At 62.2% G+C, this 12,943-nt stretch carries 13 protein-coding genes; 5 read left to right on the top strand and 8 right to left on the bottom strand.

What is annotated here, in order from left to right:
- Window positions 1–96 precede the first annotated feature (96 nt).
- The 3 genes from VE092_RS21750 (at window position 97) to aroG (ending at window position 4,034) form a co-directional block, all read left to right on the top strand.
- A complete protein-coding gene (locus tag VE092_RS21750; RefSeq protein WP_324880003.1) occupies window positions 97–903 on the top strand; it encodes a carbon-nitrogen hydrolase family protein in 807 nt (268 codons plus the stop codon).
- Window positions 904–928: 25 nt separating this feature from the next.
- The gene (gene tldD, locus VE092_RS21745) at window positions 929–2,389 is read left to right on the top strand and encodes a metalloprotease TldD (protein WP_324880002.1); all 1,461 of its coding nucleotides are present in this window, start codon (window positions 929–931) and stop codon (window positions 2,387–2,389) included.
- Between the two features lie 571 nt (window positions 2,390–2,960).
- Window positions 2,961–4,034 carry a 3-deoxy-7-phosphoheptulonate synthase AroG gene (gene aroG, locus VE092_RS21740; protein WP_324880001.1) on the top strand — a complete coding sequence of 358 codons (1,074 nt, stop codon included), beginning with the start codon at window positions 2,961–2,963 and terminating at the stop codon, window positions 4,032–4,034.
- A 93-nt stretch (window positions 4,035–4,127) separates the two neighbouring features.
- On the opposite strand, the gene VE092_RS21735 is transcribed toward aroG, so the two are convergent.
- Window positions 4,128–4,613, bottom strand: coding sequence for a YajQ family cyclic di-GMP-binding protein (locus VE092_RS21735; protein ID WP_006463130.1), 486 nt, complete (start codon window positions 4,611–4,613; stop codon window positions 4,128–4,130).
- A 136-nt stretch (window positions 4,614–4,749) separates the two neighbouring features.
- On the opposite strand from VE092_RS21735, the gene murB reads away from it, so the two are divergent.
- Window positions 4,750–5,781: a UDP-N-acetylmuramate dehydrogenase gene (murB, locus tag VE092_RS21730; RefSeq protein WP_324880000.1), complete on the top strand. Its 1,032-nt coding sequence runs from the start codon at window positions 4,750–4,752 to the stop codon at window positions 5,779–5,781.
- Between the two features lie 74 nt (window positions 5,782–5,855).
- Here murB and VE092_RS21725 read toward each other — a convergent pair whose 3' ends face one another.
- The 6 genes from VE092_RS21725 to VE092_RS21700 all read right to left on the bottom strand — a co-directional run bounded on the left by VE092_RS21725 (window position 5,856) and on the right by VE092_RS21700 (window position 11,382).
- Window positions 5,856–6,170, bottom strand: coding sequence for a pyrimidine/purine nucleoside phosphorylase (locus VE092_RS21725; protein WP_006463128.1), 315 nt, complete (start codon window positions 6,168–6,170; stop codon window positions 5,856–5,858).
- Window positions 6,171–6,214: 44 nt separating this feature from the next.
- A complete protein-coding gene (gene argG / locus VE092_RS21720; RefSeq protein ID WP_077237819.1) occupies window positions 6,215–7,549 on the bottom strand; it encodes an argininosuccinate synthase in 1,335 nt (444 codons plus the stop codon).
- Window positions 7,550–7,619: 70 nt separating this feature from the next.
- On the bottom strand, window positions 7,620–8,537 hold the full coding sequence (argF, locus tag VE092_RS21715; RefSeq protein WP_324879999.1) for an ornithine carbamoyltransferase: 918 nt from the start codon (window positions 8,535–8,537) through the stop codon (window positions 7,620–7,622).
- 199 nt (window positions 8,538–8,736) lie between these two features.
- Entirely contained in the window at window positions 8,737–9,678 is a 942-nt protein-coding gene (gene rsgA, locus VE092_RS21710; protein WP_324879998.1) for a ribosome small subunit-dependent GTPase A, read from the bottom strand.
- Window positions 9,678–10,034, bottom strand: coding sequence for a 4a-hydroxytetrahydrobiopterin dehydratase (locus VE092_RS21705; RefSeq protein ID WP_324879997.1), 357 nt, complete (start codon window positions 10,032–10,034; stop codon window positions 9,678–9,680). The genes rsgA and VE092_RS21705 overlap by 1 nt, the downstream gene beginning before the upstream one ends.
- 58 nt (window positions 10,035–10,092) lie before the next feature.
- Window positions 10,093–11,382: a M48 family metallopeptidase gene (locus VE092_RS21700; RefSeq protein ID WP_324879996.1), complete on the bottom strand. Its 1,290-nt coding sequence runs from the start codon at window positions 11,380–11,382 to the stop codon at window positions 10,093–10,095.
- A 130-nt stretch (window positions 11,383–11,512) separates the two neighbouring features.
- Here VE092_RS21700 and orn point away from each other — a divergent pair, with 130 nt between their 5' ends.
- Window positions 11,513–12,082 (top strand): oligoribonuclease, encoded by a 570-nt coding sequence (gene orn, locus VE092_RS21695; protein WP_324879995.1) that lies wholly within the window; start codon window positions 11,513–11,515, stop codon window positions 12,080–12,082.
- A 107-nt stretch (window positions 12,083–12,189) separates the two neighbouring features.
- Here orn and VE092_RS21690 read toward each other — a convergent pair whose 3' ends face one another.
- Complete coding sequence (locus tag VE092_RS21690; RefSeq protein ID WP_077237830.1) at window positions 12,190–12,897, bottom strand: UPF0149 family protein; 708 nt, start codon at window positions 12,895–12,897, stop codon at window positions 12,190–12,192.
- Window positions 12,898–12,943: the final 46 nt, after the last annotated feature.

Genomic DNA, 12,943 nt, shown 5'->3' with positions numbered 1-12,943 from the left:
TAGTCGCGGGATGGGCCATACTGAAGCATCCTTCATATCATTCACGCGTGCTGCCATAGCCGGATGCGCCAGGCAAGTGGCAGACAAGAGGCAGACATGAGCCAGACATTCAAGGTGGCGGCCATCCAGATGGTCTCCACCCCCGAGGTACAAGAGAACTTCGCCAGTGCGGCGCGCCTGGTGGCGCAGGCGGCGGAGCAGGGCGCGCAGCTGGTGCTGCTGCCCGAATACTGGCCCCTGCTGGGCCGTCACGAACGCGACAAGCTGGCCCATGCCGAGGACGATGGCACCGGCCCGATCCAGGCCTTCATGCAGACGCTGGCCCGCCAGCACCAGATATGGCTGGTCGGCGGCACCTTGCCGCTGCAGTCGGCCGACCCGGACAAGGTCCTCAATACCTCGCTGGTCTACGACCCGCAAGGCCAGCGCGTCGCCCGCTATGACAAGATCCACCTGTTCAACTTCGTGCGCGGGCAGGAAAGCTACGACGAGGCCCGCACCATCGAACATGGCGGCGAGGTACGCAGCTTCGAGGCGCCGTTCGGCCGGGTCGGGCTGTCGGTCTGCTATGACCTGCGCTTCCCCGAGCTCTACCGGGCCATGGGCGAGTGCGCGCTGATCGTGATGCCGGCCGCCTTCACCTATACCACCGGCCGTGCCCACTGGGAGCTGCTGCTGCGCGCCCGCGCCATCGAGAACCAGTGCTACGTGCTGGCCTCGGCCCAGGGCGGCGAGCACATCAATGGCCGCCGCACCTGGGGCCATAGCATGCTGGTGGACCCGTGGGGCGAGATCGTGTCGGTCCTGCCGGAAGGCGAAGGCCTTGTGATCGGCGACATCGACCCCCATCGTCTACAATACGTTCGAGAAAGCTTGCCGGCACTTCGCCATCGCAAGCTTTGACCTTTTTGCCTTCCGACAAGACGCTATGAAATTATTTGAACCCAACATGGGCGCCCTGCAAGTGGCGCGCGACGTGCTGCTGACTCCCTTCGGCCTGGACGAATCCAAGCTGCTCAAGGCCCTGGGCAACATGTTCACGCATAAGGTCGACTACGCCGATCTCTACTTCCAGTTCACCAAGAGCGAGGGCTGGAGCCTGGAAGAGGGCATCGTCAAGACCGGCAGCTTTTCCATCGACCAGGGCGTGGGCGTGCGCGCCGTGTCGGGCGACAAGACCGCGTTTTCCTATTCCGACGAGATTTCCGAAGCGGCCCTGATGGACGCCGCCGCCGCCACCCGCACCATTGCCCGCCAGGGCAGTGGCAAGGTCAAGGTGGCCGGGTCCATGATCCCGGCCGGTGGCCGTGCGCTCTACCTGCCGCACGATCCGCTGACCTCGCTGGACGCCACGGCCAAGGTGCAACTGCTGGAACGCATCGAGCGCATCGCCCGCGCCAAGGACCCGCGCGTCAAGCAGGTCATGGCCAGCCTTTCCGGTGAATACGACGTGGTGCTGGTGGCACGTGCCGATGGCGTGCTGGCGGCCGATATCCGCCCGCTGGTGCGGGTTTCGGTGACGGTGATCGCCGAACAGAATGGTCGTCGCGAGATGGGCAGTAGTGGCGGCGGTGGTCGTTATGATTATGGCTATTTCTCCGATGTGCTGCTGGAACAGTATGCATCCGAAGCCGTCGCCACGGCCCTGGTCAACCTGGAATCGCGTCCGGCCCCCGCCGGTCCGATGACCGTGGTGCTCGGTCCCGGCTGGCCGGGTGTCCTGCTGCATGAAGCCATCGGCCACGGCCTGGAGGGTGACTTCAACCGTAAGGGCTCGTCCACCTTCTCCGGCCGTATCGGCGAGCGTGTGGCGGCCAAGGGCGTGACCGTGGTCGATGACGGCACGATTGCTGACCGTCGCGGTTCGCTTAATATCGACGACGAAGGCAATCCGACCCAGTGCACCACCCTGATCGAGGATGGCATCCTGAAAGGTTATATCCAGGACACCATGAACGCGCGCCTGATGAAAATGGACATTACCGGCAACGCCCGCCGCGAATCCTTCGCGCACCTGCCCATGCCGCGCATGACCAATACCTACATGCTGGGCGGCGACAAGGACCCCGGCGAAATCCTGGCCTCGGTCAAGAACGGCCTGTATGCAGTCAACTTCGGCGGCGGCCAGGTGGATATCACCAACGGCAAGTTCGTCTTCTCCGCCAGCGAGGCCTACATGATCGAGGATGGCAAGATCACCTATCCGGTCAAGGGTGCCACGCTGATCGGCAATGGCCCCGATGTGCTGAACCGGGTCTCCATGATCGGCAACGACATGCGCCTGGATTCGGGCGTGGGCGTGTGCGGCAAGGAAGGCCAGAGCGTGCCGGTCGGCGTGGGCCAGCCGACCCTGCGCCTGGATGGCGTGACCGTGGGTGGCACTGCCTGAGCCAGCTGATCAGGTTCAGTAGAAGCAGGTTCAACACTGCTATGAAGACCGCCGGAGAGCTTGCCGGCGGTTTTTTTTCGTCGGCAGGGGATGGAAAAAGCTGCTGTGAAGGTGCTGAAGGAGACGTCGCCAGATCAAATTACCGCCTTTTTTGCAGGATAACCACAGCGAAAAGTGGCACAGGAGACGGGCAGGGCTTGCATGGGGTGTGATTTTTTATTGCTTTTGGAGGCTTATATTCTGCATTTAAGACAATTATTATTCAAATGTTTAATTGTTTTTGAGAAAAATGTGCATGAGCACTGCATCAATCCATTTTTCGCATCTCCCTTGCCAAAGCCCCGGATTTGTAGCACTATGAATATCTGCTTCAATTAATCCATGACGCCAGACATGTCTTTCGCCCGCGCTTACTTTTATTTTTACTTTAGCTATTCCAGCCCCACGGCGGTGAAAAGCGGTAAGCGTTCGTAAAAAGACAAAACCGAATTTCCTAAAAAACCGCCAGTGATGGCGGTTTTTTTTTGGTCAAATTTCCAGCTGAATATTTGCAGCACTCCAGGAGAAAAAAATGCCGCGCACTGACGATCTTCGCATCCGAGAAATGAAAGAACTGGTCCCCCCCTCGCATCTCATCCGCGAATTCGGCTGCACCGAAAAGGTTGAGCGCACCACCGCCGAAGCCCGCACCGCGCTGCATCGCATCCTGCACGGTCAGGACGACCGCCTGATGGTCGTCATCGGCCCCTGCTCCATCCACGACACCAAGGCCGCCATGGAATATGCGCGCCGTCTGGTGGTGGAGCGCGAGCGTCACAAGAACGAGCTGGAAATCGTCATGCGCGTCTACTTCGAGAAGCCGCGCACCACCGTCGGCTGGAAGGGCCTGATCAACGACCCGTACATGGACAACAGCTTCCGCATCAACGATGGCCTGCGCGCTGCCCGTGAACTGCTGCTCAACATCAACGACCTGGGCCTGCCGGCCGGTACCGAATTCCTGGACGTGATCAGCCCGCAATACATCGCCGACCTGATCAGCTGGGGTGCCATCGGCGCCCGCACCACCGAATCCCAGGTGCACCGCGAACTGGCCTCTGGCCTGTCCTGCCCGGTGGGCTTCAAGAACGGCACCGACGGCAACGTCAAGATCGCCGTGGATGCCATCAAGGCCGCGTCCCAGCCGCACCACTTCCTGTCGGTGACCAAGGGCGGCCACTCGGCCATCGTCTCCACCGCCGGCAACGAGGATTGCCACATCATCCTGCGCGGCGGCAAGCAGCCCAACTATGATGCGCCCAGCGTGGAAGCAGCCTGCCAGGACATCGCCAAGAGCGGTCTGGCCGCGCGCCTGATGATCGACGCCTCGCACGCCAACAGTTCCAAGAAGCCGGAAAACCAGATCCCCGTCTGCGCTGACATCGGCCGCCAGATCGCCGGTGGCGACACCCGCATCGTCGGCGTGATGGTGGAGTCGCACCTGGTCGCAGGTCGTCAGGACCTGGTGCCGGGCAAGGAACTGACCTATGGGCAGTCCATCACTGATGGCTGCATCAACTGGGAAGAAAGCCTGCAAGTGCTGCAAGGCCTGGCCGACTCCGTCAAGCAGCGCCGTCTGGTGGGCGATGAGCGCGATGCGGCCTGATCGGGTCTGAGCTGATCCGCTTCAAGCAGCGCACAAGCAAAACGCCGGCAATCGCCGGCGTTTTTCGTTGCAAGACCTGATCAGGCCTGGGGATCAATCACGGAAGTTGTTGAACTCCAGCGGAATGTCCTTGATCTCCTTGCGCAGCAGCGCCATGGCGGCCTGCAGGTCGTCGCGCTTGGCCCCGGTGATGCGCACGGCGTCGCCCTGGATGCTGGCTTGCACCTTCATCTTGCTGTCCTTGATGACACGCACGATCTTCTTGGCGTCGTCGCTTTCGATGCCGTTCTTCACCTTGATGACCTGCTTGACCTTGTCGCCGCCGATCTTCTCGATCTTGCCTTCGTCCAGGAAGCGCACATCGACGTTGCGCTTGGTCATCTTGTTGGTCAGCACATCGCGCACCTGGCTCAGCTGGAAGTCGGAGTCGGCGAAGGCGGTCAGTTCCCGTTCCTTCTGTTCGACGCGGGCGTCGGTACCCTTGAAGTCGAAGCGGGTGGAGATTTCCTTGTTGGCTTGTTCTACGGCATTCTTGACTTCGACCAGATTGGCTTCGCAGACGGTATCGAATGAGGGCATGGCTTTATCCTTATGTTCTTGCAGCCGGCGGAGGCCGGCGTCTGACCCGTGATTCTAGCGGAGTGGGGCCGCCGCCGCCATCGTCGTCCCGCCGACAGCCAATCTCCGGCCTCCGGAGCGCTATAATCGCTGCCCTATGACCACGTCTTCGCTTCCCGTCCAGCACGCCGTTTCCCTGCGCGCCCTCAATACCTTCGGCATCGACGCCCAGGCCCACGCCTACCTGCCCGTCGATGCTGTGGAAACCCTGCAGGCACTACGCGCCGATGCCTCCCTGATGAGCTTGCCCCGGCTGGTGCTCGGAGGCGGCAGCAACCTGCTGTTGACGCAGGATTTCGGTGGGCTGGTGCTGCATATGCAAGGCCGCGGCATGGCGATCACCGGCCAGGATGAGGACTTTACCTACGTGCGCGCCGCCGCCGGCGAAAGCTGGCACGGCTTTGTCCAATGGACGCTGGCGCAGGGGCTGGGCGGGCTGGAAAACCTCTCGCTCATTCCCGGTAGCGTGGGCGCCGCGCCCATCCAGAACATCGGCGCCTACGGCATCGAACTGAAGGATCGTTTCCACAGCCTGCGCGCCTTCGATCTCGAGCGCGGCGAGATGCTGACGCTGGACCGCGAGGCCTGCCGCTTCGGCTATCGCGACAGCGTCTTCAAGCACGCACTGCGTGACCGCGCCATCGTGCTCGACGTCAGCTTCGCCCTGCCCAGGCGCTGGATCGCCAATGCCAACTATGCCGATGTGGCGCAGGCGCTGAAAGAGCAGGGCATCACCGAACCCGGCCCGCGTGACATCGCCGAGGCCGTCATCGCCATCCGCACCCGCAAGCTGCCCGATCCGGCGCGCATCGGCAATGCTGGCAGCTTCTTCAAGAACCCCATCGTCCCGGCCCGCCTGCGCGATCGCCTGCTGGCGCAATACGCCAATCTGGTCAGCTATCGGGTCGATGACGAGCACTACAAGCTGGCGGCCGGCTGGCTGATTGATCGCTGCGGCTGGAAGGGCAAGTCCATGGGACGGGCGGGTGTCTACGAACAGCAGGCATTGGTGCTGGTCAATCGCGGCGGCGCCAGCGGTGCCGAAATCGCCAGGCTGGCCAAGGCCATCCAGGATGACGTGCTGGAAAAGTTCGGGGTGCAGCTGGAGCCGGAGCCGGTCTTCATCTGAGTACGCATTTTGATGCACGTAAAAAAGCCGTCGGTATCGCTACCGACGGCTTTTTCATTCTGCTTTGCTGGCGATCAGCCGAAGTGGCAGACGTAGTCCAGGGTCTCGGTCACTTCGATGTCGAAGCTGGAGTTGCCCGGCACGCTGAAGGTGGTACCCGCAGCGTAGGTATTCCAGGCTTCTTCGCCCTTCAGGCGCACACGGCAGCTGCCGCCGTTGATTTCCATGATTTCGGGCGCGCCGGTGCTGAAGTTCAGCGAGGAGGGCAGGATCACGCCCAGGGTCTTCTTGCTGCCATCGGCCAGCAGCACGGTGTGCGAGACACACTTGCCGTCGAAATAGACGTTGCCCTTTTTCAGGACGGTGACGTTGTCGAATTGAGTGCTCATCGAATCGCTTCCATTAAACGGTGTAAGGGGAAATCCTGCAGGAATTACTTCTCATCCTTGCCCAGCAGCGGCAGCGACACAGCCGTGCTGGAATCCAGCAGGCCGGTGCCCTGGTAGATAGCCAGCTTCTGGCGGGTGTCGGCGATGTCCAGGTTGCGCATGGTCAGCTGGCCGATACGGTCGATGGCGGAGAAGCTGCCTTCGCCCTTTTCCATGGTCAGGCGTTCCGGGTGGTAGGTCAGGTTGGGCGACTCGGTGTTGAGGATCGAGTAGTCATTGCCGCGACGCAGTTCCACCGTCACTTCGCCGGTGATGGCGCGCGCCACCCAGCGCTGGGCGGTTTCGCGCAGCATGATGGCCTGCGAGTCGAACCAGCGGCCCTGGTACAGCAGGCGGCCCAGCTTGCGGCCGTTGTCGCGGTACTGTTCGATGGTATCTTCGTTGTGGATGCCGGTGACCAGGCGCTCGTAGGCGATGAACAGCAGGGCCAGGCCCGGGGCCTCGTAGATGCCGCGGCTCTTGGCTTCGATGATGCGGTTCTCGATCTGGTCGCTCATGCCCAGGCCGTGACGGCCGCCGATGCGGTTGGCTTCCAGGATCAGGTCGGTCATGCTGTCGAAGGTCTTGCCGTTCAAGGCCACCGGACGGCCTTCTTCGAAGCGCACGGTGACGGTCTCGGCCTTGACTTCCACATCATCGCGCCAGAACGCCACGCCCATGATGGGCTGCACGATCTTGATGCCGCTGTTCAGGAACTCCAGGTCCTTGGCTTCGTGGGTCGCGCCCAGCATGTTGGAGTCGGTCGAGTAGGCCTTTTCCACCGACATCTTGTAGTCGAAGCCGGACTTGATCATGAACTCGGACATTTCCTTGCGGCCGCCCAGTTCGTTGATGAAGGTGCTGTCCAGCCAGGGCTTGTAGATCTTCAGGTTGGGGTTCACCAGCAGGCCATAGCGATAGAAACGCTCGATGTCATTGCCCTTGAAGGTGCTGCCGTCGCCCCAGATGTCGACGTTGTCCTCGCGCATCGCGGCCACCAGCATGGTGCCGGTCACGGCGCGGCCCAGCGGGGTGGTGTTGAAGTAGGTGATGCCGGCGGTGGAGATGTGGAAGGCACCGCTCTGCAGGGCGGCAATACCTTCGTTGGCCAGCTGCTCGCGGCAGTCGATCAGGCGCGCCAGTTCGGCACCGTATTGCAGGGCCTTCTTGGGGATGGCGTCGTAGTCCGGCTCATCCGGCTGGCCCAGATTGGCGGTATAGGCGTAGGGGACGGCGCCTTTCTGGCGCATCCAGGTCAGCGCGGCGCTGGTATCGAGGCCGCCGGAGAAGGCGATGCCGACTTTTTGATTGACCGGGACGGATTGCAGGATGTTGGACATGATCTTGACGTTGCGATGAGGATGAATTGACTAGGACTGGCGGGCTGGGCGTCATGCCCAGCCCGCAATTTCATTGGTCGAACTTGCCGTGCACCAGATACTCGAGCAGGGCCTTCTGGACGTGCAGGCGATTTTCCGCCTCTTCCCAGACCACCGACTGCGGGCCGTCGATCACCTCGGCGGCCACTTCCTCGCCACGGTGGGCCGGCAGGCAGTGCATGAAGAGTGCGTCCTTCTTGGCGCGCGACATCTTGGCCTGGTCCACGATCCAGCCGTCGAAGGCCTTCAGGCGCGCATTGTTCTCGGCCTCGAAGCCCATGCTGGTCCACACGTCGGTGGTGACCAGGTCAGCATCCTGGCAGGCATCGGCCGGATTGGCGAAGAAGGTGTAGTGCGTGTTCCCGGGCGAGACCTGGGCCGGGTCGATGTCGTACCCCTTGGGGGTGGAGACATTGACGTGGAAGCCGAATACCTCGGCCGCCTGCAGCCACGAATACAGCATGTTGTTGGCATCGCCCACCCAGGCCACGATCTTGCCCTGGATGCTGCCGCGCTGCTCGATGTAGGTGAATACGTCGGCCAGCACCTGGCAGGGATGCTGCTCGTTGGTCAGGCCGTTGATCACCGGCACGCGCGAATGGGCTGCAAAGCGCTCGATGATCTCCTGGCCGTAGGTACGGATCATGATGACGTCGCACATGCGCGACATCACCTGGGCTGCGTCTTCCACCGGCTCGCCGCGGCCGAGCTGGCTGTCGCGGGTGTTCAGGTAGATCGCGGCACCGCCCATCTGGTGCATGCCGGCCTCGAAGGAGAGGCGGGTGCGGGTCGAGTTCTTCTCGAACACCATCACCAGCGTGCGGTCGGCCAGCGTGTGGTGGGGCTCGTAATTCTTGAACTTACGTTTGATCACACGGGAACGTTCGATCACGTACTCGTATTCATCAAGCGTAAAGTCGGAAAACTGAAGGTAGTGTTTGATTGCCATAAATAAAAACGGCGGCCAGTGTGGCGCCTGCCGCCGATAGTCGTTAACTCCTTAGATTATAAGGGATTCGGCTTAAAAAGATACCCGCCGTAATTGCCTTTGGGCAACCGTCGCTGATGCGACAGGGCTACCAGGCTCTCCCAGCGACAGCCGGGGACCGTGCGCTGGTCCTCACGGCCGCCTGCACGTTCTGCGCGGATCAGTACAGCGTCTGTGAAGACTCATGCACCAGCTGTGCATACAGCTGATGGCGCAGGCCGGCAATCTCGCCGGCCTGTACCGCTTCCAGCACGGCACAGCCGGGTTCGTTGAGGTGGTGGCAGTTGTAGAAGCGGCACTTGCCCAGGTAGGGCGTGAAGTCACGGAAGGCGCGTTCCAGCATGCCTTCGGAGAGCTGGTACAGGCCGAATTCCTGGAAGCCCGGGGAGTCGATGATGCTGGCCCCGCCCTCCATCTGGTACAGGCGGGTGAAGGTGGTGGTGTGCTTGCCGGTGTCGAGCGCGGCCGAGATTTCGCGGGTGGCGATGTCGGCGTCCGGCACGATCAGGTTGATGATGGAGGACTTGCCCATGCCGGACTGGCCGATCAGGATGGTGCTCTTGCCGGCCAGCAGGGGCATGAAGGCGGCGCGGGTTTCGTCCGGGTGGGCCTTGGCCGAGACCTCGTGCACCGGATAACCCAGGCGCGCATAGACCTGCAGGCGTTCGCGGGTCTTCGGCAGGGCCTCGGTGATGTCGGTCTTGTTCAGGATCAGGTGGGCTGACACGCCCGCCGATTCGGCCGCCACCAGCGCGCGCGAGACCAGGTCATCGGTAAAGCTCGGCTCGGTCGCCACCACGATGAACAGCTGATCCACATTGGCCGCCAGCAGCTTGGACTTGTACTGGTCGGAACGGTACAGCAGGGTCTTGCGCTCGTCGATGGCCTCGATCACGCCCTGGTCCGGCGAGGTACGCGCCAGACGGATGTGGTCACCCACGGCGACATCGCTCTTCTTGCCACGGGTGACGCAATGCAGTTTCTGTTCCCCTGCCTGCACAAGATAATGCCGCCCGTGGGCGGCGATCACCAGACCGGGTTCCAGGTCGGCCTTGCCGGCCGGCCCGGCGCCGCGTGCTGCGGCTTGCTTGCGGCCAGCCATCAGGCGTTGGCGCGCTGGGCGTAGATGGCGTCGACCTTGGCCGCGCAGACGAAGTCGTTGGCTGACAGACCGCCACGGCCATCATTGACGCTGTGGGTATCGAAACGCACGCTGCAGCGGTTGTAGCTCACGCCCAGGTCCGGGTGATGGTCTTCGGCATGGATCACCCAGGCAATCGCATTGACGAAGGCCAGGGTCTCGTAATAGTTGGCGAAGGCGAAGCTGCGCGCCAGCTTGCCACCTTCGACTTTCCATTCGGGCAGGGCGGCCAGGTGGCTGGCGAGGGCGGCGTCATCCAGGGCCTCGATAGGCTGGACGCAACGGGAAGCGGCGAGGGTGCTTGCGGTAATGCTCATGGGGGTTCTCCAACGGTCAGGAAGCTGCTCGCTCCTGACCTTTATGCGATGAAAGAAATCAGTGAATGGCAGCCGGCGCTGGCGCTGCCATGGCGCCATGCAGGTGGCGGATGCGCAGCGAAGCCGGCGGGTGCGAGTCGTAGAAGGCCGAGTGTAGCGGGTCGGGGGTGAGGGTGGAGGCGTTGTCCTCATACAGCTTGACCAGCGCCGAGACCAGATCCTGCGCATTGGTATGCTGGGCGGCGAAGGCATCGGCCTCGAACTCGTGCTTGCGTGAGGACAGCGAGGACAGCGGCGAGAGCAGGAAGGTGAAGATCGGCAGCACCAGCATGAACAGGATCAGCGCCATCGCGTCGTTGCTGCCCAGCAGCAGCGGGTCCACGCCCAGTCCGGTATAGAACCAGGTCTGGCCCTTCAGGTAGCCCAGCAGGGCCAGCAGCGCCAGCGACATGGCAAACATCACCACCACCCGCTTGACGATGTGCTTGAGCTTGAAGTGGCCCAGTTCGTGGGCCAGCACGGCCTCGATCTCATGCGGCGCCAGGCGCGCCAGCAGGGTATCGAAGAAGACGATGCGCTTGCCCGAACCGAAGCCGGAGAAATACGCATTGCCATGCGCGCTGCGCTTGGAACCGTCCATCACGAACAAGCCCTTGGAGGCGAAACCCACACGCTGCATCAGGCCCTCGATGCGGCTGCGCAGGCTGTCGTCTTCCAGCGCGGTGAACTTGTTGAACAGCGGGGCGATGAAGCTGGGATAGATCACCAGCATCAGCAGCTGGAAGGCGCACAGCACCACCCAGGTGTAGAACCACCACAGCGCGCCGGCTTTCTCCATCAGCGTCAACACCACCCACAGCAGCGGCAGGCCGATCACCGCGCCGACCAGGCTCTGCTTGATCATGTCGCTGAAGAACAGGGCGCGGCTCATCTTGTTGAAGCCGAAACCGGCTTCCAGGCGGAACTGGCGGTAATAATCGAAGGGCAGGTCGACCAGGCCGGAGATGATGCCGAAGCCGGCCACCAGAGCGATCTGGTAGAGCATGCCGGGGCCACCGGTCCAGCCCAGCAGCAGGCTGGAGAGCCACTGCAGCCCGCCCAGCAGGGTGAAGCCGATCAGTACCGCCGCATTGACCAGCAGGGTCACCAGCCCGAACTTGGTGCGCGCGACGGTGTAGTCGGCCGCCTTCTGGTGGGCCGACAGGGGAATCTTCTCGGCGAACTCGGGCGGCACGGCGGCGCGATGCGCGATCACATGGCGAATGTGGCGCGAGGCCAGCCAGAACCGCACCCCCAGGCTGATCCCCAGGAACACGATGAACAAAACGGAAAACGAAAGTGAAGACATGCGTACCCTGTGCGAAAATGGCGGGATTCGTCGCCCCGGTGGGGCCCCGGCGTCGGCCGGGCAAGCGAACCAAGCAATGGAACCATGCAGTAGATGGGGCCGGACCCCATCCCGTCAATAAGGAATAATTATGTCACAAGCCCCCGCCGCGCCCGTCCGGCCGAATGAAATGAACCTGATCTGGGTCGATATGGAAATGACCGGACTGGACCCGGACAAGGATCGCATCATCGAAGTGGCCGTGGTGGTTACCGATGCCGAACTGAACGTCCTGGGCGAAGGCCCGGTACTGGCGATCCACCAGTCCGATGAACTGCTGGACGGCATGGATGCCTGGAACAAGGGGACCCACGGCCGCTCGGGCCTGATCGACCGCGTCAAGGCCTCCACCGTCACCGAAGCCGATGCCGAGCAGCAGATCATCGCCTTCCTGAAGCAATACGTCCCGGCCGGCAAGTCCCCCATGTGCGGCAATTCGATCTGCCAGGACCGCCGCTTCATGGTGCGCGGCATGCCCAAGCTGGAAGAATTCTTCCACTATCGCAACCTGGATGTGTCGACCCTGAAGGAACTGTGCAAGCGCTGGAAGCCGGAAATCGCCACCGGTTTCAAGAAGCGCCAGATGCATACGGCCCTGGCCGATATCCTGGAGTCGATCGAAGAGCTCAAGTATTACCGCGAGCACTTCATCAAGGAATGATGCGCAGGGCAGCCATGTTGCCCACAGTGCAATAAAAAGGCGCGCCGGCTTCCCGGTGCGCCTTTTTCGTTATGGGCCGGAAATGCTTGCCCCGGTGACCTTCCGGCTTATTCGGTGCCGTCTGCACTGCTGTCCGCGCCACAGCATTTCTTGTACTTCTTGCCACTGCCGCAGGGGCAGGGATCGTTGCGCCCGGTCTTGGGCGCTTCGCGCTGCACCTGTTCCACGGCCGACTTGCGTTTCGGCGCCCAGTAGCGGTGGATGTGAGGAATGGCAGCCTCGATCTCGATGGCCAGCTTGTGGGTCTTGACCGGGTCATCGATGAGCTTGGTTTCTTCCTCTTCCAGCTCTTCCGAGCCCAGCAGGTAGATCGGGCGCATCAGCGGGGCCAGGTTGGAATGGAAGATTTCGTCCCATTGCTCGGCGCGCAACTGGATCCCTTCCCAGAAGCCCCAGGCCCAGGCCTCGGCGTCCAGCAGCGGCTTGCCTTCATGTTCACGTTCGCAGAACAGGGGCTCGTACTCCTTGGGCGCCACTTCAAAGGTGATGGCGATTTCGTTCATGCTGCGCGCGATCAGGCTGGTGATGCGCTCGGCTTCCTTGCCGTTCTTGAACTTGGGCGTGTCTTCCGGACGGCTGCCCCAGACCCGTGGCAGCCATTCGGCCATCAGCACCTCCTGCGGACCGATGGCCAGTGCCGTCAGGTAGCCGTGCAGGGTGTCCATGGTCATCACATCGTCGGCGCAGCGATCGGAGAGGAGAAAATCGTCGAGTTCGTCGAATTCGGCGTCGGAAAGGGGCTGGTCGAGTTGCATGATGGGTCCGGTTGCTGAAGATTGCTATTACCAAAGGCAGGAGTGT

The sequence above is a fragment of the Herbaspirillum sp. genome, assembly GCF_035644555.1.
Taxonomy (GTDB): Bacteria; Pseudomonadota; Gammaproteobacteria; order Burkholderiales; family Burkholderiaceae_D; genus Herbaspirillum.
The sequence above is the reverse complement of the archived record's forward strand: the minus strand, read 5'-3'. Positions and strand labels throughout refer to the sequence as shown.

Bases quoted from the DNA above. Each gene is read 5' to 3' on its own strand.
- argF (WP_324879999.1), bottom strand. From the start codon at position 8,537: ATGGCAATCAAACACTACCTTCAGTTTTCCGACTTTACGCTTGATGAA.
- rsgA (WP_324879998.1), bottom strand. From the start codon at position 9,678: ATGGCTGGCCGCAAGCAAGCCGCAGCACGCGGCGCCGGGCCGGCCGGC.
- argG (WP_077237819.1), bottom strand. From the start codon at position 7,549: ATGTCCAACATCCTGCAATCCGTCCCGGTCAATCAAAAAGTCGGCATC.
- VE092_RS21705 (WP_324879997.1), bottom strand. From the start codon at position 10,034: ATGAGCATTACCGCAAGCACCCTCGCCGCTTCCCGTTGCGTCCAGCCT.
- murB (WP_324880000.1), top strand. From the start codon at position 4,750: ATGACCACGTCTTCGCTTCCCGTCCAGCACGCCGTTTCCCTGCGCGCC.
- VE092_RS21700 (WP_324879996.1), bottom strand. From the start codon at position 11,382: ATGTCTTCACTTTCGTTTTCCGTTTTGTTCATCGTGTTCCTGGGGATC.
- VE092_RS21725 (WP_006463128.1), bottom strand. From the start codon at position 6,170: ATGAGCACTCAATTCGACAACGTCACCGTCCTGAAAAAGGGCAACGTC.
- aroG (WP_324880001.1), top strand. From the start codon at position 2,961: ATGCCGCGCACTGACGATCTTCGCATCCGAGAAATGAAAGAACTGGTC.
- VE092_RS21690 (WP_077237830.1), bottom strand. From the start codon at position 12,897: ATGCAACTCGACCAGCCCCTTTCCGACGCCGAATTCGACGAACTCGAC.
- orn (WP_324879995.1), top strand. From the start codon at position 11,513: ATGTCACAAGCCCCCGCCGCGCCCGTCCGGCCGAATGAAATGAACCTG.
- VE092_RS21750 (WP_324880003.1), top strand. From the start codon at position 97: ATGAGCCAGACATTCAAGGTGGCGGCCATCCAGATGGTCTCCACCCCC.
- tldD (WP_324880002.1), top strand. From the start codon at position 929: ATGAAATTATTTGAACCCAACATGGGCGCCCTGCAAGTGGCGCGCGAC.
- VE092_RS21735 (WP_006463130.1), bottom strand. From the start codon at position 4,613: ATGCCCTCATTCGATACCGTCTGCGAAGCCAATCTGGTCGAAGTCAAG.